Source organism: Streptomyces sp. NPDC030838 (genome assembly GCF_055572035.1).
Map to the genome: position 1 here is coordinate 1 of NZ_JBVIED010000012.1, position 25,889 is coordinate 25,889.

General features: G+C 71.8%; 19 protein-coding genes. 13 read left to right on the forward strand and 6 right to left on the reverse strand.

Going from position 1 to position 25,889, the window contains the following annotated elements:
- Window positions 1-308: 308 nt before the first annotated feature.
- A complete protein-coding gene (gene lexA, locus ACZ42A_RS27165) occupies window positions 309-1,088 on the reverse strand; it encodes a transcriptional repressor LexA (protein ID WP_468529892.1) in 780 nt (259 codons plus the stop codon).
- A gap of 529 nt (window positions 1,089-1,617) precedes the next feature.
- Between lexA and nrdR the strand changes: the two genes are divergently transcribed.
- Together nrdR and ACZ42A_RS27175 are read left to right on the forward strand one after the other, a co-directional pair.
- Window positions 1,618-2,169 carry a transcriptional regulator NrdR gene (gene nrdR / locus ACZ42A_RS27170; protein WP_468529893.1) on the forward strand — a complete coding sequence of 184 codons (552 nt, stop codon included), beginning with the start codon at window positions 1,618-1,620 and terminating at the stop codon, window positions 2,167-2,169.
- A 164-nt stretch (window positions 2,170-2,333) separates the two neighbouring features.
- On the forward strand, window positions 2,334-5,219 hold the full coding sequence (locus tag ACZ42A_RS27175; protein ID WP_468529894.1) for a vitamin B12-dependent ribonucleotide reductase: 2,886 nt from the start codon (window positions 2,334-2,336) through the stop codon (window positions 5,217-5,219).
- A 75-nt stretch (window positions 5,220-5,294) separates the two neighbouring features.
- On the opposite strand, the gene ACZ42A_RS27180 is transcribed toward ACZ42A_RS27175, so the two are convergent.
- Window positions 5,295-5,828, reverse strand: coding sequence for a TerD family protein (locus tag ACZ42A_RS27180; protein WP_468529895.1), 534 nt, complete (start codon window positions 5,826-5,828; stop codon window positions 5,295-5,297).
- Between the two features lie 149 nt (window positions 5,829-5,977).
- Between ACZ42A_RS27180 and ACZ42A_RS27185 the strand changes: the two genes are divergently transcribed.
- The 3 genes from ACZ42A_RS27185 (at window position 5,978) to ACZ42A_RS27195 (ending at window position 8,291) form a co-directional block, all read left to right on the forward strand.
- Window positions 5,978-6,583, forward strand: a complete 606-nt coding sequence (locus ACZ42A_RS27185; protein ID WP_468529896.1) for a YdbC family protein — start codon at window positions 5,978-5,980, stop codon at window positions 6,581-6,583.
- 130 nt (window positions 6,584-6,713) lie between these two features.
- Window positions 6,714-7,373: a histidine phosphatase family protein gene (locus ACZ42A_RS27190; protein ID WP_468529897.1), complete on the forward strand. Its 660-nt coding sequence runs from the start codon at window positions 6,714-6,716 to the stop codon at window positions 7,371-7,373.
- 12 nt (window positions 7,374-7,385) lie between these two features.
- Window positions 7,386-8,291, forward strand: a complete 906-nt coding sequence (locus tag ACZ42A_RS27195) for an ADP-ribosylglycohydrolase family protein (protein ID WP_468529898.1) — start codon at window positions 7,386-7,388, stop codon at window positions 8,289-8,291.
- A gap of 339 nt (window positions 8,292-8,630) precedes the next feature.
- On the opposite strand, the gene ACZ42A_RS27200 is transcribed toward ACZ42A_RS27195, so the two are convergent.
- Window positions 8,631-10,178, reverse strand: a complete 1,548-nt coding sequence (locus tag ACZ42A_RS27200; RefSeq protein ID WP_468529899.1) for an MFS transporter — start codon at window positions 10,176-10,178, stop codon at window positions 8,631-8,633.
- A 191-nt stretch (window positions 10,179-10,369) separates the two neighbouring features.
- Between ACZ42A_RS27200 and ACZ42A_RS27205 the strand changes: the two genes are divergently transcribed.
- The 3 genes from ACZ42A_RS27205 (at window position 10,370) to ACZ42A_RS27215 (ending at window position 12,474) form a co-directional block, all read left to right on the forward strand.
- Entirely contained in the window at window positions 10,370-10,993 is a 624-nt protein-coding gene (locus ACZ42A_RS27205) for a TetR/AcrR family transcriptional regulator (RefSeq protein WP_468529900.1), read from the forward strand.
- An 81-nt stretch (window positions 10,994-11,074) separates the two neighbouring features.
- On the forward strand, window positions 11,075-11,776 hold the full coding sequence (locus ACZ42A_RS27210) for a ribonuclease HII (protein WP_468529901.1): 702 nt from the start codon (window positions 11,075-11,077) through the stop codon (window positions 11,774-11,776).
- 68 nt (window positions 11,777-11,844) lie between these two features.
- On the forward strand, window positions 11,845-12,474 hold the full coding sequence (locus ACZ42A_RS27215) for a hypothetical protein (protein WP_468529902.1): 630 nt from the start codon (window positions 11,845-11,847) through the stop codon (window positions 12,472-12,474).
- Window positions 12,475-12,801: 327 nt separating this feature from the next.
- Here the strand turns inward: ACZ42A_RS27215 and ACZ42A_RS27220 are convergent, their stop codons facing one another.
- The 3 genes from ACZ42A_RS27220 to ACZ42A_RS27230 all read right to left on the reverse strand — a co-directional run bounded on the left by ACZ42A_RS27220 (window position 12,802) and on the right by ACZ42A_RS27230 (window position 17,082).
- Window positions 12,802-13,434: a hypothetical protein gene (locus tag ACZ42A_RS27220; RefSeq protein ID WP_468529903.1), complete on the reverse strand. Its 633-nt coding sequence runs from the start codon at window positions 13,432-13,434 to the stop codon at window positions 12,802-12,804.
- Between the two features lie 313 nt (window positions 13,435-13,747).
- A complete protein-coding gene (locus ACZ42A_RS27225) occupies window positions 13,748-15,913 on the reverse strand; it encodes a RecQ family ATP-dependent DNA helicase (RefSeq protein ID WP_468529904.1) in 2,166 nt (721 codons plus the stop codon).
- 101 nt (window positions 15,914-16,014) lie between these two features.
- Window positions 16,015-17,082 (reverse strand): fatty acid desaturase family protein, encoded by a 1,068-nt coding sequence (locus ACZ42A_RS27230; RefSeq protein ID WP_468529905.1) that lies wholly within the window; start codon window positions 17,080-17,082, stop codon window positions 16,015-16,017.
- Between the two features lie 218 nt (window positions 17,083-17,300).
- Here ACZ42A_RS27230 and ACZ42A_RS27235 point away from each other — a divergent pair, with 218 nt between their 5' ends.
- The 5 genes from ACZ42A_RS27235 to ACZ42A_RS27255 all read left to right on the forward strand — a co-directional run bounded on the left by ACZ42A_RS27235 (window position 17,301) and on the right by ACZ42A_RS27255 (window position 25,658).
- Entirely contained in the window at window positions 17,301-18,863 is a 1,563-nt protein-coding gene (locus ACZ42A_RS27235) for a DUF4192 domain-containing protein (RefSeq protein ID WP_468529906.1), read from the forward strand.
- Between the two features lie 626 nt (window positions 18,864-19,489).
- Complete coding sequence (locus ACZ42A_RS27240) at window positions 19,490-21,406, forward strand: glycogen debranching N-terminal domain-containing protein (protein WP_468529907.1); 1,917 nt, start codon at window positions 19,490-19,492, stop codon at window positions 21,404-21,406.
- A gap of 150 nt (window positions 21,407-21,556) precedes the next feature.
- Complete coding sequence (locus ACZ42A_RS27245; protein WP_086168421.1) at window positions 21,557-22,315, forward strand: NUDIX hydrolase; 759 nt, start codon at window positions 21,557-21,559, stop codon at window positions 22,313-22,315.
- A 130-nt stretch (window positions 22,316-22,445) separates the two neighbouring features.
- Window positions 22,446-24,608, forward strand: a complete 2,163-nt coding sequence (locus tag ACZ42A_RS27250; protein WP_468529908.1) for an ABC transporter ATP-binding protein — start codon at window positions 22,446-22,448, stop codon at window positions 24,606-24,608.
- A gap of 162 nt (window positions 24,609-24,770) precedes the next feature.
- Complete coding sequence (locus ACZ42A_RS27255; protein ID WP_468529909.1) at window positions 24,771-25,658, forward strand: FadR/GntR family transcriptional regulator; 888 nt, start codon at window positions 24,771-24,773, stop codon at window positions 25,656-25,658.
- Window positions 25,659-25,889: the final 231 nt, after the last annotated feature.

Below are 25,889 nucleotides of genomic sequence, written 5' to 3' on the forward strand. Positions count from 1 at the left end.
TTGTTGTGGAGCCAACTAATACCAGGCGTGGGTTGAGTGTGTTGGTGGCGGGAGCCGGAGGGACGAGAGGGAGGGGGGAGGGGGGCGGTGGGGGGTCCCCCCCCCCCCCCCCCCCCCCCCCCCCCCCACGATGCGCTCATCACAAACCCGGCCAGCACGGAGCATCACAAACCCGGCCAGCACCGAGCCTCACGAACTCGGTCAGCGCAGGCATCGCGAACCCGGACAGCACAGGGCCCCGGAACCGGCGCAGGGGTCCCGGGGCCCGGTCAGAGGGGCGGCTGCGAGCAGCCCGCCCGTCGCGGCCGTCATACGCGCCGCAGCACGGCCACCACCTTGCCCAGGATGGTCGCGTCGTCGCCCGGGATGGGCTCGTACGCGGCGTTGTGCGGGAGGAGCCAGACGTGGCCGTCCTCGCGCTTGAAGCGCTTGACGGTGGCCTCGCCGTCGAGCATCGCGGCCACGATGTCGCCGTTCTCGGCGACCGGCTGGCGGCGGACCGTGACCCAGTCGCCGTCGCAGATCGCGGCCTCGATCATGGAGTCGCCGACGACCTTCAGGACGAACAGCTCACCGTCACCGACCAGCTGCCGGGGCAGCGGGAAGACGTCCTCGACCGACTCCTCGGCGAGGATCGGGCCACCCGCGGCGATCCGGCCGACCAGCGGCACGTACGACGCGGCCGGCTTGCCGGCGGTGTCGGTGGGCGTCACCGAGGCGGCCTGGTCGGAGCCGCGGACCTCGTAGGCACGCGGGCGGTGCGGGTCGCGGCGCAGGAAGCCCTTGCGCTCCAGTGCCATCAGCTGGTGTGCCACGGACGAGGTGCTGGACAGGCCGACCGCCTGGCCGATCTCCCGCATCGACGGCGGGTAGCCGCGCCGCTGGACCGAGTCCCTGATGACCTCGATCACACGGCGTTGCCGGTCCGTGAGTCCCGAGCTGTCCGCCCGGATGCCTGGAGGTCGGCCCGGCAGGGAGCGCTTGGGCCCCTCGGGATTCGTGGCTTCGTTCATCGCATGCACCGGCTCGAGTCGGCCCTGGGAGCGGTCCTGGGCAGTGATGGTGGCACTGTCTGCGGTGGTGGTCACGTCGGCCCCTCTCGATGGTCTCCCTGCTGGACAACGGTAGTTGCTTTCGAAAGGTTGCGCCAAACACACGTTCGAGTGAAAATTCGCGATTCGACTGTCGTGATCATGTGTCTGGGTGTATGGCTAACGCGGTGCGGCGCGGGCAAAAGCGCCCATTGTTGTACTCTTCACCGCCGGGGATCCGCCCTTGTGGGGTGAGGCCCCAGTCTGCCATCCGGCGTCCCGTCAACCGGGCACCGGCCCTCGTTCGCGCAGGAGTCCTACGTCTTCTCCGTGCGGCGGCCACGCTATCTCCCCATGCGCCATCGCGTGCACGACCGCGCGCCCGTGTGTGTGCGGGCCGACACGCGGCCTGGGCTGGGTGTACGCGCCAATCCCCACATCTAGTGGTTGGATGGCGACAGCAGCCCAGAAGTTGTGGTCCCCCGGGTCATCGACCCCGCAGCGATCGCCTATGCTTGTGGCTGCTTCGAGGGGCCCGTGAGGCCTCTGAGGCTATTGAGTCTGCTGTGAGGGAGGGTTGGAGTTCATGCACTGCCCCTTCTGCAGGCACTCCGACAGCCGCGTCGTCGACAGCCGTACGACCGACGACGGCACGTCGATCCGCAGGCGCCGCCAGTGTCCTGACTGCTCCCGTCGTTTCACGACCGTGGAGACCTGTTCGCTGATGGTGGTCAAGCGGTCGGGAGTCACCGAGCCATTCAGCCGTACCAAGGTCATCAACGGTGTGCGCAAGGCATGCCAGGGGCGGCCTGTCACCGAGGACGCGCTCGCCCAGCTCGGCCAGCGGGTCGAGGAGGCGGTGCGGGCCACCGGGAGCGCCGAGCTGACCACCCACGACGTGGGGCTGGCCATACTCGGCCCGTTGCAGGAGCTGGACCTCGTCGCCTATCTGCGCTTCGCGTCCGTCTACCGGGCGTTCGACTCGCTCGAGGACTTCGAGGCGGCGATCGCCGAACTCAGGGAGCAGACCGGACGCCGCGCCGCGGACGACGGAGACCCCGGCGTGGGGAGCCAGGAAGACGACCGCGGGTCGGGAGAGGCCGCACAGGTCCCCGAGCCCGCAGGCGCCGCCGACTGACCGAGCGGCCGGGCCGGACATCGTGTCCGGAACCGGCCGGGTCGGCGGCGATCGAAGACCTGTTGCGGGCGGCAGCGAGAGGGTGCCCGCAACATCAGACAGAACACCGTGCTCCGGGAACATCGGGGCACTTCAGGGCGTTTTCGCCCGTACAGGGAGGCGGCATGACAGAGACGGCGAGCGGTCCGGCACGAGGTTCCCGAGCAAAGGGCGCCAAGGCCACCAAGGGGCTGCGTATCGAGCGCATCCACACCACCCCCGGCGTACACCCGTACGACGAGGTCCAGTGGGAGCGCCGTGACGTCGTCATGACCAACTGGCGCGACGGCTCGGTCAATTTCGAGCAGCGTGGCGTCGAGTTCCCCGACTTCTGGTCGGTGAACGCGGTCAACATCGTCACCAGCAAGTACTTCCGCGGTGCCGTCGGCACCCCGCAGCGCGAGACCAGCCTCAAGCAGCTGATCGACCGCATCGTGAAGACGTACCGGAAGGCCGGCGAGGACTACAAGTACTTCGCCTCGCCCGCCGACGCCGAGATCTTCGAGCACGAGCTGGCCTACGCCCTCCTGCACCAGATCTTCAGCTTCAACAGCCCCGTCTGGTTCAACGTCGGCACCCCGCAGCCCCAGCAGGTCTCCGCCTGCTTCATCCTGTCCGTCGACGACTCCATGGAGTCGATCCTCGACTGGTACAAGGAAGAGGGCATGATCTTCAAGGGCGGCTCCGGTGCCGGCCTGAACCTGTCCCGCATCCGCTCCTCCAAGGAGCTGCTGTCCTCCGGCGGCAACGCCTCCGGCCCCGTCTCCTTCATGCGCGGCGCCGACGCCTCCGCAGGAACGATCAAGTCCGGCGGTGCCACCCGCCGCGCGGCCAAGATGGTCATCCTCGACGTCGACCACCCCGACATCGAGGACTTCATCGAGACCAAGGTCAAGGAAGAGGAGAAGATCCGCGCGCTGCGCGACGCGGGCTTCGACATGGACCTGGGCGGCGACGACATCACGTCCGTCCAGTACCAGAACGCCAATAACTCGGTCCGCGTGAACGACGAGTTCATGAAGGCCGTCGAGAACGGCGAGAAGTTCGGCCTGCGCGCCCGCCTGACCGGCGAGGTCATCGAGGAGGTCGACGCCAAGGCCCTGTTCCGCAAGATGGCCGAGGCCGCCTGGGCGTGCGCCGACCCGGGCATCCAGTACGACGACACGATCAACCACTGGCACACCTGCCCGGAGTCCGGCCGGATCAACGGCTCGAACCCCTGCAGCGAGTACATGCACCTGGACAACACGTCCTGCAACCTCGCCTCGCTGAACCTGATGAAGTTCCTGAAGGACGACGGCAAGGGCCACCAGTCCTTCGAGGCCGAGCGCTTCGCCAAGGTCGTCGAGCTGGTCATCACGGCGATGGACATCTCCATCTGCTTCGCGGACTTCCCGACCCAGAAGATCGGCGAGAACACCCGCGCCTTCCGCCAGCTCGGCATCGGTTACGCCAACCTGGGCGCCCTGCTGATGGCCACCGGTCACGCGTACGACTCCGACGGCGGCCGCGCCCTCGCCGGTGCCGTCACCTCCCTGATGACCGGTACGGCGTACCGCCGCTCCGCGGAGCTCGCCGCGGTCGTAGGCCCGTACGACGGCTACGCCCGTAACGCCGACGCGCACAACCGCGTCATGAAGCAGCACTCCGACGCCAACGACAAGGCCGTCCGCATGGACGACCTGGACACGCCGATCTGGGCCGCCGCCACGGAGGCCTGGCAGGACGTGCTCCGCCTCGGCGAGAAGAACGGTTTCCGTAACTCCCAGGCGTCCGTCATCGCCCCGACCGGCACCATCGGTCTGGCGATGTCCTGCGACACCACCGGCCTCGAGCCCGACCTCGCCCTGGTCAAGTTCAAGAAGCTGGTCGGCGGCGGCTCGATGCAGATCGTCAACGGCACCGTCCCGCAGGCCCTGCGCCGCCTGGGCTACCAGGAGGAGCAGATCGAGGCGATCGTCGCCCACATCGCCGAGCACGGCAATGTGATCGACGCCCCCGGCCTCAAGCCCGAGCACTACGAGGTGTTCGACTGCGCCATGGGCGAGCGCGCCATCTCCCCGATGGGCCACGTCCGCATGATGGCCGCGATCCAGCCGTGGATCTCCGGCGCCCTGTCCAAGACGGTCAACATGCCGGAGACGGCGACCGTCGAGGAGGTCGAGGAGATCTACTTCGAGGCCTGGAAGATGGGCATCAAGGCCCTCGCCATCTACCGCGACAACTGCAAGGTCGGCCAGCCGCTCTCCGCGAAGACCAAGGAGAAGGAGAAGGCCGAGGAGAAGGCGGTCGAGCCGGCCAAGGTCGAGAAGGTCGTCGAGTACCGCCCGGTCCGCAAGCGCCTCCCGAAGGGACGTCCCGGCATCACCACGTCCTTCACCGTCGGCGGCGCCGAGGGCTACATGACCGCCAACTCCTACCCGGACGACGGTCTCGGCGAGGTCTTCCTGAAGATGTCCAAGCAGGGCTCGACCCTCGCGGGCATGATGGACGCCTTCTCCATCGCGGTCTCCGTCGGCCTCCAGTACGGCGTGCCGCTGGAGACGTACGTCTCGAAGTTCACGAACATGCGCTTCGAGCCGGCCGGTATGACCGACGACCCGGACGTGCGGATGGCGCAGTCGATCGTCGACTACATCTTCCGCCGCCTGGCGCTCGACTTCCTGCCGTTCGAGACCCGCTCCGCGCTCGGCATCCACTCCGCCGAGGAGCGTCAGCGCCACCTGGAGACCGGCTCCTACGAGCCGCTGGACGACGAGGACGTCGACGTCGAGGGCCTGGCCCAGTCGGCGCCGCGCGCCCAGGAACTCAAGGCCGTCGCCACCCCGAAGGCCGACGTCGAGGCGGCCAAGCCCGCCCCGCGGCAGGCCCACACCAGCGCCGAGCTGGTGGAGATGCAGCTGGGCATCCAGGCCGACGCCCCGCTGTGCTTCTCCTGCGGCACGAAGATGCAGCGGGCCGGGTCCTGCTACATCTGCGAGGGCTGCGGCTCGACCAGCGGTTGCAGCTGATCGCTGAGATGTGAATGAGGGGCGCCGGCCCGTGGCCGGCGCCCCTCTTCGCGTATGCGAAACGGAGACGGAGGCTCAGGGCCGTCGCGTCGTGCCCATGATCCGTGTGAAGTCCGTGGGGTCGTCCTCGAAGCCGGTCACCCCGGGGTGGAAGTCCCACACTCCCGCCTCGCCGCGCCGGAACTCCGCGACCGTCGCCGCCGTGGCCCCGAGGACACCGCCGAAGTCGTCCTGGGCGAGATCGGTGTACCCCTCTCGGATGCGCAGGGCCGGGTTGCCAATGCTGACGAAGGTGCGCCGCGCGGGCCGCTGCTGTATGACGACACCGACCACCACGCGCGCGTAGCGGGGATCGAGCCGCTCGAGCTCCACGGTCAGCACCTCGTCCCAGCCGAAGCCCTTGCCGTCCTTGCTGTCGCGGTTGAGATAGATGGTGCCGTCGGGGGAGCGGCTGTCGAAGTGCACCACGTACGCGGGATCGCCGTACGGCTCGCTCGTCAGGTAGGTGGCGGCCACTATGTCGAGATCGGTGGGTGGCTGCCCCGCCGGGCTCGGGTCCCACTTCAGCGCGATCTCGACCTTGCGGATGCCCTTGCTGATGCCGTTCACGAACGTCCCCCTTCCCCGAGTGCCCGCCGACCGAACTGCCGGGCGGTCAAAGCCGGTTGCCCATCCTGCCACGCACGCCGGGGCGCTCGCGCGCGTCCTGTCCGCCGGAGCGCGACCGCCGCCACGCTCCGTGGCCTTACCATGGCGCGGTGCTGGTCAAGTGGATTCGCTGCACCGTGGTGGACCGCCGGGGGTTCGAACGGGGACAGCGAAAGTGGGCGGGGCTGCTGGGTGAGCCGGGTTTCCGGGGGCAGGGCGGGGGCTGGAGCCGTAGCCGGCCCTCCGTGGCCCATGTCTTCGCCTTCTGGGAAAGCCGGGCCTTCTACGACTCCTTCATGGCCCGTTCCCACGACCGGCTGGCGGCGGCCCAGTCGGGTACCTTCAAGGACGCCCAGGCCAGGCTGTTCGACCACCGCTTCGACGTGAAGACCGGCTTCGAGCCCCGCTTCACGGACGCCGATCTCCTCCGGGTCGCCCTCTGCCGTGTCCACGAGGACCGCGTCGAGAACTTCACCCTGATGCAGGAGAAGGTCTGGAACCCCGCGATGGCCGGTTCACCGGGCATGATCCGCGGCCTGTTCGCCGAGGCACCCGGAAACGAGTTCATGATCCTTTCCATGTGGCGGTCGGCGGCCGAGCACGGCAAGTACCGCACCGAGCGGGTCGAACGGCTCGCCCTGCGGGCCCAGACCGAAGCGGACGTCGCCGCGCTCACGGGTGACATCGTCGACCTGGAGCCGACCTGGACGGTTTGACATCCGGATCGACATCCGGACGGGTGAATCGTGCCTCCTGTGTGGTCCCCCGTGCGGAAAGTGTGTGACCTACGCCGTATGGAGCCCGCGCGAGTGCTCGACCGGTCACGCCCCGATCTAGGGTTTTGGCATGGCACGACCACGGCGCATCGTCCTTGTCCGGCACGGCGAGTCAACGGGCAACGTCGATGACTCCGTGTACGAACGCGAACCCGACCACGCCCTGGCCCTGACCGAACGGGGCCGGCGCCAGGCCGAGGAGACCGGCAAGCGACTGCGCGAGCTGTTCGGGCGGGAACGGGTCAGCGTCTACGTCTCCCCCTACCGCCGTACGCACGAGACCCTGCGCGCCTTCCACCTCGACCCCGAGCTCATACGGGTACGCGAGGAGCCCCGGCTGCGCGAGCAGGACTGGGGGAACTGGCAGGACCGCGAGGACGTACGGCTGCAGAAGGCCTACCGGGACGCGTACGGCCACTTCTTCTACCGCTTCGCCCAGGGCGAGAGCGGCGCCGACGTCTACGACCGGGTGGGCGGCTTCCTGGAGAGCCTGTTCCGCAGCTTCGAGGCCCCCGACCACCCGCCGAACGTGCTCCTGGTGACCCATGGCCTGGCCATGCGGCTGTTCTGCATGCGCTGGTTCCACTGGACGGTCGCCGAGTTCGAGTCGCTGGCGAACCCGGGGAACGGCGACATGCGGATGCTCGTTCTGGGGGAGGACGGCAAGTACACGCTGGACCGGCCGTTTGAACGTTGGCGAGATCCGGAACCCTACGGGATCACCGGATAGAGTGGCAGGGCGATGACCGCTGACTCCTCTTCCGACGGGCGCCTGAACCGCGCCCTGGCGAGCCTGCGCGGACTGGCGGTGGGGGACGCGCTGGGCTCTCAGTTCTTCGTTCCGGTGAACTATCCGCTGCTGAAGCGACGCGAGCTGCCGCCCGGCCCCTGGCAGTGGACCGACGACACGGAGATGGCCTGCTCCATCGTCGCCGTCCTCGCCGCCCACCGACGGATCGACCAGGACGCCCTGGCCCAGTCCTTCGCCCATCACCACGACTTCGACCGTGGCTACGGCCCCGCCGTCAACCGGCTGCTCCGGCTGGTCCGGGAGGGCGGCGACTGGCGCGAGCTGGCCGCCGGGCTCTTCAACGGGCAGGGGTCCTGGGGCAACGGCGCCGCGATGCGGATCGCTCCCCTGGGCGCCTGGTACGCGGACGACCCTGAGCAGGCCACCCACCAGGCGGAGATCTCCGCCTACCCCACCCACCAGCATCGCGAGGCCGTCGTCGGCGCCATGGCCGTCGCCGCGGCCGCCGCGCTGGCCGCCGACCCCGCCGGACCGCCGAGCGCCGAGGCGCTCCTCGACGGAGTCGTGGCCCTCGTCCCGAAGAGCGCCGTCGGAGCCGGCCTGCGGCGCGCCCGCGACATGCTCGACTACGCCGACGCGGCCACGGTCGCGGCCGTACTGGGCTGCGGACGGCGTACGACGGCCCATGACACCGTGCCCTTCGCCCTCTGGTCGGCCGCGCGTTCGCTCGGGGACTACGAGCGGGCGTTCTGGACGACCGCGCAGGTCGGGGGCGATGTCGACACCACCTGCGCCATCGTGGGCGGGGTGATCGCCGCGGGCACGTCGGGTGCGCCGCCCGCCGAGTGGGTGGCGCGGACCGAGGCGCTGCCGGACTGGGCTCCGACGGCCGGCTGACCCGCCTCGAGGCCACGCCGGAAACTCTCTGTGCATGCCGGGAACTCTCCGTGACCGGCCGTGCGTTGTCGTGGTAACCGCGGTGCGCCGGCTGCGCCCGCGGTACCGGCGCGGACGACTCGGGGGGTGGCCATGGGAGTGCTGGTGGTGCTGGCGGGGCTGCTCGCCGTGGCGGTTCCGGCGTGGCGTGCGCGGATGGCCGGACCTGCGTCCTCGCCGTCGGTCCCCTGGACGCGGTCCCGCCATCCGCGGTCGCTCGCGGGCCGGCCGACCGGCCGCGGGCATACCCCCGTCATGCCCCTCGACCGGCCGGTGTGTCCGGCCCGCGATGTCCTTCGGTCAGCCGACCACCGGGCCCGCCGTGCCGGACAGGGCCTCCAGGTCGCTCTTGCGGACGCGAATCACCAGCCAGGCCGTGATCAGCGCGAGCACCGCCATCGCGGCGGCCGGGATGAACGCCGTGGAGATGCCCTGCGCGAGCACTTCGTGGCCCCAGGGCGCGGGCAGTTGGTGGGTCTGGGCGAACTGGGCCTGCTGCTCCGGCGAGCTCTCGGCCATGAAGTTCGGGAGCTGTTTCTCCGCCTCGTCCTTGCTGGCCGTGCCGAACACGGTGGTGAGGATGGAGAGGCCCAGCGAACCGCCGACCTGCTGGGTGGCGTTGAGGAGGCCGGACGCCGCACCCGCCTCGTGCGGGGCGACACCGGCGACCGCGGTCACCGTCGCCGTCACGAAGTTCAGGCCCATGCCGAAGCCGAACACCAGCATCGGGCCGAGGATGCCGCCTATGTACGAGCTGTCGGGGCTGATGAAGGTCTGCCAGACCAGTCCGACGACCACGAGCGCCGAGCCGACCAGCATGAACGGCTTCGGGCCGAGAACCGGCAGGAACCGCTGCGACAGCCCCGCGCCGATCACGATCGCGACCGTGACGGGCAGGAAGGCCACGCCCGCCTTGATCGGGCTGTAGCTCAGCACGTTCTGCACGAACAGCACGATGTAGAAGAACATGCCGAACATCGCCGCGGCCAGGCTCAGCATGATCATGTACGTGCCCGCGCGGTTGCGGTCGGTGAACATCTTCAGCGGGGTGATCGGTTCCCTGGCCCGCATCTCGGTGAGCACGAACGCGACCAGCAGGACCAGGGCGACCCCGAAGGACGTGAGCGTCAGACCGTCCCGCCAGCCCTCCTCGGCCGCGCGGATGAAGCCGTAGACGAGGGAGGCCATGCCGACCGTCGAGGTCAGCGCCCCCGCGATGTCGAACCGGCCGGGGTGCCGTTCGGACTCGTTGATGTAGAGCGGCGTCAGAACGGCGATCAGCACACCGATCGGGACGTTCACGAAGAGCACCCAGCGCCAGTCCAGCCACTCGGTGAGCATGCCGCCCGCAAGCAGGCCGATGGCGCCACCGCCCGCGGACACCGCGGCGAAGACGCCGAACGCGCGGTTGCGCTCCGGGCCTTCGGCGAAGGTGGTGGTGATGAGGGCCAGCGAGGTCGGCGACGCGATCGCGCCGCCCACGCCCTGGAGGGCGCGCGCCGCCAGCAACTGCCAGGGCTCCTGGGCGAGTCCGCCCAGCAGCGAGGCGAAGGTGAAGAGCAGGATGCCGGCCATGAAGACACGGCGGCGGCCGAGGATGTCACCGGCTCGGGCACCGAGGAGCAGCAGACCGCCGAAGGTCAGGGTGTACGCGCTGACCACCCAGGTGAGATCGGTGGTGCTGAACTTGAGCGCTTCTTGAATGTGCGGGAGCGCGATATTCACAATCGTCGCGTCGAGTACCACCATGAGCTGGCAGGCCGCGATGACGGTGAGCGCGATGCCGGGATGCCCCTGCCGACGAGCCGCGCCTGGCTTCTGATCCTGAATCAACTGAGAGGTCGTCACTATGGGTCCCCCACAAGAGCGTTAGTGAACGCTCGCGTTCACTGTCGCGTCAACGGTAGTGACTCCCCGGTAGTGAACGCAAGCGTTCACTCAGGCTGTCGTCGCGTGGCATACGCTCGGCCGCTGTCGAGCGACGCGTCCCCTTTGCCTCGCATCCCCCTTTTTTTCTGTTCTTCGCTGGAGACACTCGGATGGTTACTTCGCGCTGGTCGGCCGCCCACGCTCAGGCGGCCTCCCCCCGTCGGCGCGGCGCCGTGCTCGAACGTGCGATTCTCGATGCCGCGCTGGAGCAACTCAGTACGGTCGGCTGGAGCGGTCTCACGATGGAGGGCGTCGCCGCCGGCGCCCAGACCGGCAAGGCGGCGGTCTACCGCCGCTGGCCGTCCAAGGAGGACCTGGTCGCGGACGCGTTGCAGGCCGGATTGCCGCGGCTCGACGCGGCGGCCGACCTGGGGAGTGTGCGCGAGGACCTGCTGGCGCTGTGCCGGCAGGCGCGTGACGCGATGTTCTCGCGGTCGGGTTTCGCCCTGCGTGCCGTCATTCACGAATGCGACACCATGCAGGCGGAGCGCTTCCACTCCGTGATCATCGAAGGTGTCGTCGAGCCGATGATCACGCTGCTGCGTGAGGTCATTGACCGTGGGATTCAGCGTGGTGAGGTTCGGCCCGACGCCGCCAACGGGTATGTCTTCGACGCCGTCCCGGCGATGATGATGTACCGGTCGAAGATGTGCGGGTGCGAATGGAGTGACCGAGATCTCGAGGAGATGGTCGACCAGCTGATGGTGCCGCTGCTGCGGTTGCCCGGGGTCTGAGCGCGCGTCGCGGTTGTCGAGGGACGGCAGGGGCAACCGGGGTGTCGCGGCGGGTTCGGAGCGGCGTACGCTAAGGGCGCCATGCCGTACGAACCACCTACTCACACCGTCGAGCGCTCCCTCCGCGCCACGACCGGAGCGAAGATCATTGCCGGTGTCGACGAGGTGGGGCGCGGCGCGTGGGCCGGCCCCGTCACCGTCTGCGCGGCGGTCACCGGACTGCGTCGGCCTCCCGAGGGTCTCACCGATTCGAAGCTGCTCACCATCAAGCGACGCACCGCGCTCGCCGAGGAACTGCAGAAGTGGGTGACCTCGTACGCCCTGGGGCACGCGTCCCCGGAAGAGATCGACGATCTGGGGATGACGGCGGCGCTGCGGCTCGCGGCGGTGCGTGCCCTGGAGGGCCTGCCGGTCCGTCCCGACGCTGTGATCCTCGACGGCAAGCACGACTATCTCGGTGCGCCCTGGAAGGTCCGGACGGTGATCAAGGGTGACCGCTCGTGTGTGGCGGTGGCGGCGGCATCGGTGATCGCCAAGGTTCAGCGCGACAAAATGATGGCCGAACTGGGTGTCGAACATGCAGACTTCGGTTTTGCGGACAATGCCGGGTATCCGTCGCCCGTGCACAAGGCCGCACTGGAGGTGCGGGGGCCCACTCCGTACCACCGGTTGTCGTGGGCGTATCTTGATGCGCTGCCCCAGTGGCGGCACCTCAAGAAGGCCCGCAGCTGGGCGGACGGAAGCGTTCCGGAGATCGAGGGTCAGCTCGGCTTCGATTTCTGACGATTCCGATCGCACGTATGTGTCACCCACCCACGCGTGCCGCACCAACGTTTGATAAACATCAGGTCATGCCTCTCATCCCCGAGGAGCCTCAGATTCACGAGAGTGCCCAGGGTCCCCGCGCCACTCCGGCCAGCGGCCGCACCGCGCCGACCCCCCGCCCCGTACCCGGCCCCCGCCCCGCGGCTCCGCCGCGTCCTGGTCGTCCCGGCCCTCTCCGGCCCGCGCCTCCGGTGCAGCGGACGCCGCGTGACGCGGCTGCGGCCAAGCCCGGGCCGGCCGGCCCCACCGCCGCTTCGGCTCCGGCGACCCCGCAGATCCAGCTGATCCCGGCCTCGGCCGAGGGAGCGCTCGACGCCGCCGAGGAGGCCGTGGACCTCCTGCTGGAGTCGGGCCGTGCTCCCGGCGACGTGCTGGTGATCACCACCGGCGAGCCGCACCCGTGGGCCGCCCATGAGCTGTCCTTCGGTGAGACCGCCTACTGGGCGCAGCACGACGCGGGCGACGACGTCTTCTACGCCGACGCCGCCGTCGCCGGGCGTGCCGCCTCCCGCCCGGTGGTCGTCGTCGCCGTCAATGGCGGCTCCGACGCCGTGGCCGCCACCGCTCTGCCGCTGGCCCTGAACCGCGCCGGTGCCCTGCTGATCGTCTGCGGTGATCCGCAGCAGATCAACGCGGTGCTGGGCGCGGGCGTCTGAGCAGGCCCGAGTAGGTCCCCGGTCCCGGGGCGGGCGAGGCTGCGCGGCCCGTGCAGGGCGCCGTGGCGGCACCCGCACGACGCGGCGGCTTCGGCGTGCCCGGACGGCCGGGGTATGCGGCTGCCTGTGGGCGCGGGCTCCGGCGCGGCGCCGTGGCGGTTACGAGGTGGCCTGAGGCTCGCGTCCTGATCCCCTGGGGGTACGGGCTCGGCCTGCGGGGACGTGCTGGACTTGCAGGTACGTGGCGACCTGCTGGACCTGCAAGTGCGTGCTCGGGCAAGAGGAGCATGCGTGGGGGACCAGGGCGGTCGTAGGGCCGTGGGCGGCTCAGCGTGCCGCCGCGCGGCGCAGCACCTCCGAGGCGGCGCCGCCGGTGCGCGGCGGTGGGTGCGGTGCTTCGGATATCGCGAAGGGCTCGGGTGCCGAATCCGCGCTCGGCCGGCGTCCGCCGCGTCCCTCGCCGAGGACCTGCCAGCCGTCCCGGGTCAGGATGATGTACGCCCCGCAGCGCAGTCCGTGGAGCGTGCAGGCGTCCCGCAGACCCCACATCCAGGCTCCGTCCTCCTCCGTCCAACGCGCGTCACCCTCACGGCAGTAGAGCAGCACGGCCGTGCGCACGGGCGTGCGGCGGCGCAGGTCGTGCGGGATGACCCGGCGCAGCTGGGCGAGGAGCGCGTTGCGGAACATCCAGCCGTCGGCCGGCGCCGGGCGGCGGGTGAACGAGGCGCTCGCCCGCAGCCGTTCGTCCGGGTCGAGCACGGCCACGATCGCGGTGGCCGGCGTGGGGCGGTGCCGCGCGTGCAGGCCGCTGACCACCTCGCGCGGGTTGCGCAGCAGGGGGATACCGGCGGCGGCCCACTCCGCGGGTTCGAGCATGCGGGCCACAGGGTTGGCGGATGCGGCGGACAGGTCGGCGGACGTCGACGTGGATGCCGTGGACGGAGCGAATCCGAAGGTCACGATCCTCCCTTCGGCTACGCGCCCACACTGCGGGCGGGGTTGGATTCGGGGGAGCGCACACCGCAGCGGAGCCCTACCTGATCACGGATGAGCCGTGCGGGGAGCGGACTTCAATTCTTCCTGTCGAACCTGGAAGCGGCAACGAGCAATTGGGGCCACCGACCCTTATCAGGTGGTGCGTGGCTTATATCCCTACCCGCCGGTGTGCCGGGCGACGCCTGAGGTCGACGGTGCAGGCCACACGGGTGGTCACACGCTGTCGGGCAGGCCGGCGGCACCGCGCCCGTGGGCCCGCGGCGCGCCGTGCCGGGCGTCAGCCCTGGACCGCCAGGACCAGGGGCAACACCCCCTGCGCACCGGCCCGTCGGAGCATGCGGGCCGCGACCGCGAGGGTCCAGCCCGTCTCCGTGAAGTCGTCCACGAGCAGCACTGGTCCGCGCGCCTCGGCCAGCGCGGCGGCGAGGGCGGGTGGCACGGTCAGGGATCCGTCGAGCACCTTGAGCCGCTGGGCGCTGTTGCTCCGGGGGACCGGGCCGCTGTCGGCCGTGTACTCCACCGACCCCAGCAGCGGCAGCCGGCCGACCCGCGCGATGTGCTCGCCCAGGGAGCCGATCAGCCGCGGCCGGGTGCGGGAGGCGACGGTGACGACCCCGACCGGGCGCGGCTGGGCGTCCGGCGCTCCCGGTGCCCAGCCTCCGGGGCCCTTGGCCCAGTCGGCCAGCACACCCACGACAGCCTTCGCCACATCCTCCGGCACGGGACCGTCGGGCGCCTGGGGCGTGAACATCGGCCGCAGCCGGTTGCCCCAGCCGATGTCCGACAGTCGGCCCAACGCCCGTCCGGGCGCGGCCTGTTCTCCAGCGGGGATACGGCCCTTGAGGTCGACGCCGACCGCGGGCAGCCCGGTCGGCCACATACGGCGGGGCTCCACCTCGACGCCCGCCCGGCCCAGGTCCACGCGCGCGGCGTCCACCGCGGCCGCGGACGTGTCCGCGGTGAAGCGCGGCCCCGCGCAGTTGTCGCAGCGGCCGCAGGGCTTGGCGCCCTCGTCGTCGAGCTGCCGCTGGAGGAACTCCATGCGGCAGCCGCTCGTCGAGGCGTACTCGCGCATCGCCTGCTGTTCGGCCTTCCGCTGCCGGGCGACCCAGTCGTACCGCTCGGTGTCGTACGTCCACGGCCGGCCCGTCGCGATCCAGCCGCCCTTGACCCGTCGTACCGCCCCGTCCACGTCCAGGACCTTGAGCATGGTCTCCAGGCGGGAGCGGCGCAGCTCCACCAACGGTTCCAGGGCGGGCAGGGACAGCGGGCCGTCCGCGCGCGCGAGGACGTCGAGCGTGCGGCGCACCAGGTCCTCCGACGGGAAGGCGAGGGAGGCGAAGTACTCCCAGATCGCCTCGTCCTCCCGCCCCGGCAGGAGCAGCACCTCGGCGTGCTCCACACCGCGTCCGGCGCGGCCGACCTGCTGGTAGTAGGCGATGGGGGAGGAGGGCGAGCCCAGGTGCACCACGAAGCCGAGGTCGGGCTTGTCGAACCCCATGCCGAGGGCGGAGGTGGCGACCAGGGCCTTGACCTTGTTGCCGAGCAGGTCCTCCTCGGCCTGCTGCCGGTCGGCGTTCTCCGTCCTGCCCGTGTACGAGGCGACCGTGTGTCCGTGGTGCCGCAGGAAGGTGGTGACCTCCTCGGCGGCGGCCACGGTGAGGGTGTAGACGATTCCGGAGCCCGGCAGCTCGTCGAGGTGGTCGGCGAGCCAGGCCATCCGGTGCGCGGCGTCCGGCAGCCGCAGCACGCTCAGACTCAGGCTCTCGCGGTCCAGGGGGCCGCGCAGCACCAGGGCGTCCGAGGAGCCGCCGGTGCCGAGCTGGTCGGCGACGTCCGCGGTCACGCGCGCGTTGGCCGTGGCGGTGGTCGCGAGGACGGGCACGCCCGGCGGGAGGTCGGCGAGCATGGTCCGCAGGCGCCGGTAGTCCGGGCGGAAGTCGTGGCCCCAGTCGGAGATGCAGTGCGCCTCGTCCACGACGAGGAGCCCCGTCGCCGCGGCCAGCGCGGGCAGCACCTGGTCGCGGAAGTCGGGGTTGTTGAGCCGCTCCGGGCTGACCAGCAGGACATCGACCGCACCGGCGGCGATCTCCTCCTGGACGGCGGCCCACTCCTCGGTGTTCGACGAGTTGATCGTCCGGGCGTGGATGCCCGCCCGCGCGGCGGACTCGACCTGGTTGCGCATGAGCGCGAGCAGCGGGGAGACGATGACGGTGGGGCCGCTGCCGCGGGCGCGCAGCAGTGAGGTCGCCACGAAGTACACCGCGGACTTGCCCCATCCCGTGCGCTGGACGACCAGGGCCCGCCGCCGCTCGGCAACCAGCGCCTCGATCGCCCGCCACTGGTCCTCGCGCAGCCGTGCCGCGCCCGAGGCGTCCCCGACGAGACGGGCGAGGACCGCGTCGGCCTCCGCACGCAGATCCGCGTTGCTCGTGTGCTCCATGCGTTCCATACAACAGGACGCCACTGACAATCGAGGAACGCCCGCTCTCATCGCCGTGTCATGCTCACCGCTACGGAGACGGCGGCTGCCGGAACAGAGGGTCAGGACGCCTTCCGGATGGGTTCGCCGACCTGATGCAGATGACGGAGCACCTCGCGGTACGAGCGCAGCAGCCCGGTCTCGCAGTAAGGGATGCCCTTCTCCGCGCAGAACTCTTTGGTGATCTCGGCGGCACGGGTGAGGGCTGGGGTGGGCATGCTCGGGAAGAGGTGGTGCTCCACCTGGTAGTTGAGGCCGCCCATGGCCGCGTCGACGAGGCGGCCGCCCCGCACGTTGCGGGAGGTCAGCACCTGGCGCCGCAGGAAGTCGAGCTTCATCTCGGGCGTCACCATCAGCATGCCCTTGTGGTTGGGAGCGAAGACGCAGCCCAGGTAGACGCCGAGCAGCGCCTGGTTCACCGCGATGAACGCGATGGCCTTGCCGGCCGGCAGCGCGGCGAACACGGCCCAGAAGTAGCCGACGAAGTGGGCGACCAGAAGCGCTCCTTCGAGGAAGGGGCGCTTCATCGTCGGGCCGGCCAGCGCGCGGAAGCTGTTGAAGCTGAGGTTGAGCCCTTCCAGCAGCAGGAGTGGGAAGAACAGGTACGCCTGCCGTCGTCCGACGAACCTCGCCAGCCCGCCGGCCTGCCCGGCCTGCCGCTGGGACCACACCAGGATGTCCGGGGACACGTCCGGGTCGCGCTCCTCGTGGTTGGGGTTGGCGTGATGGCGGGTGTGCTTGTTCATCCACCAGCCGTAGCTCATGCCCATCAGGAGATTGCCCGCGATCCGGCCTCCGATCTCGCTGGGCAGCCGCCGGCTGAACACCTGGCGATGGGCGAGGTCGTGGCAGACCAGCGCGATCTGCGCGAGCACGATCGACAGCAGCGCCGCGACGCCGAGCTGGAGCCAGCTGTCGCCCAGTGCGAACAGCGCGTACCAGATTCCCGCGAACGCCGACAGCACCAGCGTGAAGCGGACCGTGTAGTAGACAGGCCGGCGGCCGAGCAGCCCTTCCCGGGCCATACGGCGGCTGAGTTCGGCGAAGTCGCTGCCGGGGGCGGCCCGCGGGTGCCGCGAGGGCCGGGACGTGGCAGAGGGATGCGGGCTGGCCGCGAGCTCAGTGTTCATGAACCGAGTCTGCGGACGCGCGGCGCCCGGCAGAACGGGCCTAACCCCCGTCTTCGAACGGGCCTAACCCCCGTCTTCAGAGGGGTGAAAACCCTACCTTCCCGACCCACACATCGTCCGAGGGGCGGACCGGCGACAGCGTCTCGCCGATGACGTGACCCTGATCGGAGTTATCCACAGGACAACCGGAATGCCGTGTTCCGCGAGATCGTCTTCGCATGACGAACCACAGCGAAGCCACCGATTCCTTCGATTCCTCTGAATCCTCCGATTCCGCTGATCTCTCAGCGGGTCAGACCGAAACCCACCAGGTCACCCTCCGCACGCCCGCGGAACTCGCGGACGCCCTGCCCTATCTCCTCGGGTACCGACCCGAGGACAGCATCGTGCTGGTCGCCCTCCACGACCGGGGCGGACGCGGCAGGTTCGGCGGCCGGGCCCGGCTCGGCATCCCCGCGAACCCCGACGACTGGGCATCGGTGGCCACCGAGCTGACGCGGGGGCTGGTGACGGGCAGCGCCCGCCGGGGAGGACGCCCGGAGCGGATGGTGGCCTACCTCTGCCAGGAGCCGGGCGACGGCGAGACGGGCCGGCAGGTCATGGAACGGCTCCGGCCGCTGGCCGAGCAACTGCGGTTCCAGTGCAGCCTCCTGGGCACCCCGGTGATCGAGGCGCTGTGCATCTCCGACGGCCGCTTCTGGTCGTACTGCTGCGGCAGGCCGGGGTGTTGCCCGGCCGAGGGAGAGCCGATGGGGCTGCCGGGAACCTCGGTGCTGGCGGCCGCCGCCACGTACGCCGGGCTCCAGGTGCGCGGCACCCTGCGCGAGCTGCGCGCCAGGCTGCTCCCGTGGGAGACCGCGGCCGCCCTGGAACAGGAGGTCGCGCTGGACACCGCCAGCATGGCGCTAGTCCCCAGGATCCTCGACGACGCCGGCCGCGCCGCCGTGGCCGAGGAGACGCTGACGCTGGCCGGACGGCTCATCGGACGACTGGCCATGGCCCGTCCGGTGACAGGAACGCTCATGGCGGACCTCCGCGACGACGAGCTGATCGACCACGACGAAGCCGCCGCGCTCATTCTCGGCCTCCAGGACCGCACCACCCGTGACCGCGCGGCGGAGTGGATGGAGGGCGACGAGGCCGGGCCCGCCCTCCGGCTCTGGCGGTCGCTGGCCCGCCGCTGCGTCGGACCTTACGGCGAACACGCCGCCGCACCCCTCACCCTGGCCGGCTGGGTCGCCTGGTCGACTGGCGACGACCTGGAGGCCCGGGAAGCGCTGGCCATGGCGCTGGGCGCGGACCCCGACTATCTCTTCGCCCGCCTGCTCCACCAGGCGATCAACGAAGGACTGGACCCGGAATCGATCCGCCGCTGCCTGCGCGCGGAGCGGAAAGGCCGCACGGCCCACACGGGCGACGACCGGCCGACGGCAGATGCAGCAGAAGCATCCGAGGTAGCAGAAGTGTCGAAGGCAGCAGAAGTGTCAGAGGCGGCAGAAGTGTCAGAGGCATCAGCGGCGTCGGAGGCGGGAGAGGCCGCGGCGGGAACACCCCCTCGACGCCGAGGCCCGGCCCGCGCGCTCCCGCCGGGGGCGAAGCCGCGCGACACGGCCAAGAGGGCCCCGCGCGCTCGCACGACCACCGCCGGCACGCACCCGGGCGCAGGACGGCCCGGCGGCACCCGCCCACGACCCGCGAAGGACCCCGCGCGCCGTCGCGGCACCTGCTCGGGAGGCCCGCACTCCGGCACCGGCAGCGGCGGTACGCAGGAGGACACGTGAGCGTATGGCAAGGGCGATGGTGTCGTCGTGCGGCGCGCGCCGTCGGCGAATGGCTGCGGGCCCGCCGTCGGCCGTCATCCGGAGCGGTCCGGCTCCGGCACTGTCATTCGCCGGTGTCGGCCGATCACGGCCGTGACTCCGAGGAGTCCCGATCCGTTCACCTGAGTGGCGGAACGCCTGCCCGGGCCATGCCGCCACACCGCCCCTGTCCTGCCGGAACCCCTCAACCGGCGCCGCCCTCGCCCGAGGCGTACAGCGCGCAGAGGAAGTCGCTCGCGATGCACCAGCCGACTCCGCCCCGGCCCGACGCTCCCCGTGAGCTTTCGGCGTGGGGCGACGCTCCCCGTGACCGCACGGCCACGGGGGACGCCCACCGTATCCGTGCCGCAACCGGCGACGCCCACCGGATGGCATCTCCCGTCGGCCGAAGAGAGCGGGAGATGCCGGCCTCGGCGCAAGGCCGGTCCTCAAGCGGGACCCTGTACGCACCCGGCGTGCACGGCACCGCGAGGACGGACAAGGCAGCCGCTTCAGCCGCTTTGGCCGGACAGCCTCGACGGCCCTCCACGGCCGCAGCCCCGCCCCAACGCCGCTCCGCGGAACTGCCCCCCACCCACACCGCCCTGATGTGCGTTGCCCTGCCGGGCCTCGCCATCTCCGAGGAACACGGGCAGCTGACCGGCCGAGGGCTGGAGGGGATCTACCGCGCGGGACGGCGCCTGCTCTCCCGCTGCCAGGTCCGGGTGGCGGGGCGGGAGCCGGTCGCCGTGCAGGCCCGGATGACGGGGCCCGACCAGGCCCGCTTCGTGGGCACGCTGCGCGTGTCCCCGCAGGCCGGGCCGGACCCGGACGTCGTCGTCGAGCGCGTCCGCCACGCCGACGGCACGGAGCGGATCACCCTGCACAGCGCGGCTGCCCGCCCGCTGCGCCTGCCCTTGGAGGTGGCGCTGGGCACGGACCTGGCCTCGCTCGGTGCGATCGCCGCCGGCACCACGGGGCCGGACGTGCCCGCCAGCGTCCACGACTCCGGTCTGCGCTGGTCCTGCCCCACCGGGGCGTCGTCGGTCTCGGCCGAGCCGCCACCCGCCGACGCGCTGGCCTCCGCCGGTCTGCTGCGCTGGGAGTTCACGCTGCCGCCGGGAGGCAGCGCGAGCGTGGAGTTACGAGTGCGACTGGACGGCGCGGCACCCCTTCGGGCGGTGGGCCGCGCGGCCACGAACCCCCTCGCTCCCGCCGGTGCGACGGGCGACGACCCACGGGTCGCGCCACTCCTGCGGACCAGCGTCGAAGACCTCCAGGCCCTGCTTCTGCGCGACCCAGAGCACCCCACCGACACCTATCCCGCCGCCGGGGCGCCCTGGCGCTGCGGGCCGGCCCCCGCCGAAGCGCTCGCCGCCGCGCGGATGGCGCTTCCCCTCGGCACCCGGCTCGCCTCCGGCACGCTGCGCACCCTCGCCCGTACGCAGATCGACGGCGCCGGGCCACAGGCCGGCATGATCCCCGGGCCGCGCCGGGACGCCGGAGCCCATCTGCCGCCGGGCTGCACCGGCACGGAGGCCACTCTGCTCTTCCCCGTGCTGCTCGCGGAAGCCCGCCGCTGGGGCCTGCCGGATCCCGACGCGGAGGAGCTGCTGCCGACCGCCGAACGCTGTCTGACGTGGCTGCGGACCGCCGTGGGCGACGGCGTCTACCTGTGCGATCCCCAGCCCGGAGGCCCCGTCCGGAGCGAGACACAGGCGTACGCCCACCGGGCCGCCCTGCTCGGCGCCGATCTGCTCGACGCCTTCGGCAGACCGGGCGGGGCCGGGCTGCGGCAGTGGGCCGGCGCACTCCGGGCGGCGTTCCGGGAGGACTTCTGGATCGACGACCTGGGCGGCGGTCGCCCGGCCGCCGCCCGTACGCCGGACGGCCGGCTCGTCCCCCACCTCGGGGCGACCGCGGCGCACCTCCTGGACACCGGACTGCTCGGCGGCGGACAGCACGCCCCCGGGCTGCTCGACCGCGTACAGACCGAACAGCTCGCCCGGCTGTTCGGCAGCCCGGCGATGGACTCCGGCTGGGGGCTGCGCGGACTGGGCACCAAGGAGGCGGGCCACAACCCCTTCGGCCATCGCAGTGGCGCCGTCCGGGTGCACGAGACGGCGGTCGCGGTCGCGGGCCTGGCCGCCGTCGGCTACGAGAAGGAGGCGAGCTCACTGCTGCGCGGCGTCCTCGCGGCGGCGGAGGCCTTCGGCCACCGGCTGCCCGAGATGTACGCCGGGGAGCAGCGCACCGACGGCAGCGCCCCGCTGCCCCACCCCGCCGCCTGCCGGCCCGCCGCCACCGCCGCAGCGGCCGGAATCCTGCTGCTGACCACCCTCGCGGGCATCCGCCCGGACGCCCCGGCCCGGACGGTCACGCTGCGCCCGATGCACACAGCGCCCCTCGGCGAGCTCTGCCTGACCGGGCTACGGGTCGCCGGCGCCCCCTTCTCCATACGGGTGAGCCGGCTCGGCCTCGCCATGGTCGAGGAGGCCGCCGACGGACTGCAGCTGGGAGTGTGACGCGGCGACGCGAGCACCGGCCCCGCGCACGCGGCAGCGGCCGAAGCGGGGGAGCGGCTGGTGAGGGCCCCACCCGAGGGACTCGGACGGGCCATGGAAGCGACCGACGAAGGGAGTGTTTATCGTCAGGCAGACGACTATGATCGCGACATGCCCTACGACCCGTCAGCCTTTCCGCCCTTCGCCGTCACCGTGGACCTGGTCGTGCTGACCGTGCGCCGCCATGCCCTGTGCGCGCTGGCGGTACGCAGGGGCGAGCCGCCGTTCCAGGGGCGCTGGGCGCTGCCCGGCGGCTTCGTGCGGGCCGACGAGGACCTGGCACAGGCGGCGGCCCGCGAACTGGCCGAGGAGACCGGGCTGCGCGTCCACGACCCCGCCGTTCCGGCCCAGGACAACGGCGCCCACCTGGAACAGCTGGCGACCTACGGCGACCCCAAGCGCGACCCCCGCATGCGGGTGGTCAGCGTCGCCCACCTCGCCCTGGCTCCCGACCTGCCCGCACCCCGCGCGGGCGGCGACGCCAGCAACGCCCGCTGGGCACCGGTCGAGGAACTGCTCCAGCAGGGCGGGTACGGCCGCGACGGCGAGCCGCTCGCGCCGCTCGCCTTCGACCACGCGCAGATTCTCGCGGACGGGGTGGAGCGAGCCCGCTCCAAGATCGAGTACTCGTCGCTGGCCACGGCGTTCTGCCCGCCCGAGTTCACCGTCGGAGAGCTGCGCCGGGTCTACGAGGCGGTGTGGGGCGTGGCGCTCGACCCGCGCAACTTCCACCGCAAGGTGACGGGCACACCGGGCTTCCTCGTCCCCACCGGCGGTACGACCACCCGCCAGGGCGGGCGCCCCGCCCAGCTCTTTCGCGCCGGCGGTGCCACCCTCCTCAACCCCCCGATGCTGCGCCCCGAGGTCTGAGCAGGCGCACGACCGGCGGCCGATCCGGCTCGGGTGACCGGGTGAACAGGGATCCGGGAGATGCTGCCCAGGGCCGCGAGCGGGCGTTCGGTGCCCGAAAAACCGTATATAGCGCGCTAAATTGCTGAAGGTGATCCAGGCCTTCGGACTGACCAGCGACCCTCGCAAGGACCTTCCGCCCGCCGTCGACGACGTCTCCTTCGAAGCGCGCGCGGGACACGTCACCGCGTTGCTCGGTGCCCCGGGCGCGGGCAAGACGACGGTGCTGCGGCTCATGCTCGAACTCCAACAGGGGCGTGGCCTCACGCACTTCCGGGGACGCCCGCTGCACCGCATCGCCCACCCCTCGCGCGAAGTGGGCGTTCTGCTGGGCGATGTGCCCGGCCATCCCGGGCGCACCGTCCGCGGCCATCTGGCCATGCTGTGTGCCGCCGCGGGAGTTCCGGTCCGGCGGGCGGACGAAGTCCTCGAAGCGGTCGGCCTCGTCAGCCTGCGCGACGAACGCCTCGGCACCCTCTCCCGCGGCATGGACCGCCGCCTCGGGCTCGCCTGCGCGCTGCTCGCCGACCCGCACACCCTCGTGCTCGACGACCCCGCCCACGGACTCTCCGCGCGGGAGAGCCGCTGGCTGCACGACATGCTGCGCGCCCACGCCGTGCACGGCGGCACCGTCCTGGTCACCACGGCCGACCCCAAGGAGGCCGCCCGTATCGCCGACCGGGTCGTCACCCTGGACGGGGGCAGGGTCGTCGCCGACCAGGAGGCGGCGCGCTTCGCCCGTACCCGCCTGCGTCCACGGGTCGCCGTCCGCACCCCGCACGCCGCCCGCCTCGCCGCCGCCCTCACCAAGGAGGCCCGCACCGGTCGTCGCTCCGTCGAGGTCGTACCGGAGGGGGGCAACCGCCTGTCCGTGTACGGCAGTACGTGCGCCGAGGTGGGCGACACCGCCTTCCGGCACGGCATCCTCGTCCACCAACTCGCGGACGAGGTTGGTGACATGGGTCCGGGCGCGGCCGAGACGACCCGCCCCGAGCCGGAGGCAGCCCCAGGGCGGCTTCCCGCGCGAAGCGGCCCCGAGGATGCCGACCGGGCCGCCGAGACCGGGGGTACCGCCCGGACAGCCGAGACCGAGGGCACCGATCGGGCAGCTGAGACCGAGCACGCGGCCGACGTCGCACAGGACTCCGGCTCCGGATCCAGCCCGCACAGGCCCCAGGAGCCCACCTCGGCAACCGCCGACCCCGCGGCCGCCGACCCACCAACCGCCGACCCGGCGACCGCCGGCCCAGCAATCCCCGCACAGCCCTCGGCACCGGCAGACCCCGAGACCGAGGCGCCCGCGACGGCTCCCACTACCGCTTCGGGTTCCGCCCCCTCTCCCTCCCCCTCCTCCCCCCACCCCGCCCCGCCCCCCGCCCCTCCCCACCCCACCGCACCCCGCACCCACTCGGCCGACGCCGTGCCCGACGTCCCCGACCTCCCTGACCTCCCCGACCTCCCACCCCCCATCTCGGTGCGCCCCGCGCCGAGCCCCCTTCGCCCGTTGCGCTACGAGCTGCGCCGGGCCACCGGGGTCGGTGCCGGGTTTGTCACCGGGGCCGCCGTGCTCGTGACGTCGGTGCTCACCGCCGTGGTCCTGGCCCGCATCGGGCACACCCCGCAGGCCCGGCTGCTCGTCGCCTGGCCGCGGGAGCTGCCGCTGCCGCCCGCGGCGCTCGGTGCGGGGCTGCTGGGGGCGCTCGCCTTCGGGGACGAGTTCCGCCACCCCGCGCTGGCGGCGGACCGCGGCACCGTGCCCCGCCGGCTGGGGCTGCTCGTCGCCAAGCTCCTCGTCTCCGCGGTCACCGCGGTGATCCTGGCTCTGCTGACGGTGGGGTGCGATGCCGAGGTGCTGTATCTGTTGTACGGACGGGAGCTTGCGGAGGTTCCCGCGGACTGGCTGTCGCTCGGCGTGAGTTGGGTGGGGCTGGTGATCGGCTGCGCCTGGGCCGGGGTGCTGGCGGCCGGGGTGTTCCGGTCCACCGTGGGCGGCCTCGCCGCGGTGGTCGCGGTGCCGGTCGTCGTCGTACCGCTCGTGCAGAAACTCCTGGAGGGGCCGTCCGTGCGGAGTGCGGCCGGCCTTCCGCTGCGGCTGCGCGAGGTGCTGTTGTCGCAGTGGCCCCTAGGTGGGGAGCGCTATCTGTCCGCCGCGGCCCGCGTGATCGGCCAACCCGTGGGCGGCGCGCTGACGTTGTCGCTGGCCACGCTGCTCTGCGCGTACCTGTTCATGACGCTGCGGGGCAGGGTCAGATGACAACTGTCCGCGCCCTTCCGGTCCCGCTTGGGCGCAACTCCCTCGCAGAACGCCCATTTCTTTCCGATAAGGCGTCAATTGCGAAGCGGTGAGCGATCACCCTTTCGTGTGCTTTTCACCAAAGACCTCAAGGGAGTTGGAGGCGGCGCCGACAAAGGATCCGTGAGTACCCTTGCGCACACCATGATGACCCCCGCCCGCGCCGCAGACTCCGGCCTCGCCGGCCCGGGCGAACTCGACCGCTACCCCTACGCAGAGGCCGCCGCCGCGGACCGCGTCGGGGCCCCCGCCTGGGAGGGCGCGGACCCCGAGCTGGGCCGGGTCGGCCGGCGCGCCGCGGGCAGCCGCGGCCGCGGCCTGCACGGCCAACTCGTCCAGCAGCTCGGCCAGATGATCGTCTCGGGCGACCTGGGTGCCGACCGTCCGCTGGTGCCCGAGGAGATCGGCCAGCGCTTCGAGGTGTCCCGCACCGTCGTCCGTGAGTCGCTGCGCGTCCTGGAGGCCAAGGGCCTGGTCAGCGCCCGCCCGAACGTCGGCACGCGGGTGCGTCCCGTCAGCGACTGGAACCTCCTCGACCCGGACATCATCGAGTGGCGGGCCTTCGGGCCCCAGCGCGACGACCAGCGCCGCGAGCTCAGCGAGCTGCGCTGGACGATCGAACCACTCGCCGCGCGGCTGGCCGCCGGCCACGGGCGCGAGGACGTCCAGCAGCGACTGTCCGACATGGTCGAGATCATGGGCCACGCCATGGGGCAGGGTGACGCGCTCACCTTCTCCCGCGCGGACACCGAGTTCCACTCGCTGCTCATCCAGATCGCCGGCAACCGCATGCTGGAGCACCTCTCCGGCATCGTCTCGGCGGCCCTCCAGGTCTCCGGAGGCCCGGTCACGGGCTGTGACCGGCCGAACGAGGCGACCCTGGCGCACCACGGCCGGATCGTCGACGCCCTGGCCACGGGGGACGGCGCGGCGGCCGAGGCGGCCATGCGCCAGCTGCTCACCGTCCACCCCGAGGTGGAGCGCGTGGTTCCCGCGCCGCGCGAGCACTGAGCGGACACCGCGGACTCGCGCCGGAGGGCTTCCCCGCCTTCCCGCCTTCCCTCTCCGGCGTCGCCCGGCCCGGCGAGCCGTCTTCCATCGGACCCCGCAGGATCCCCAGGGGCTGCGGGGTCCGACGGCGCGACGGACGCCGGCCGGACCGCGAGTGACCTTGTCTGCCCATGTCTGACCGTTTTTGAGTGCTTACGGGGTGTGACTCGGGCCACGCAGATTGGGCGTAAC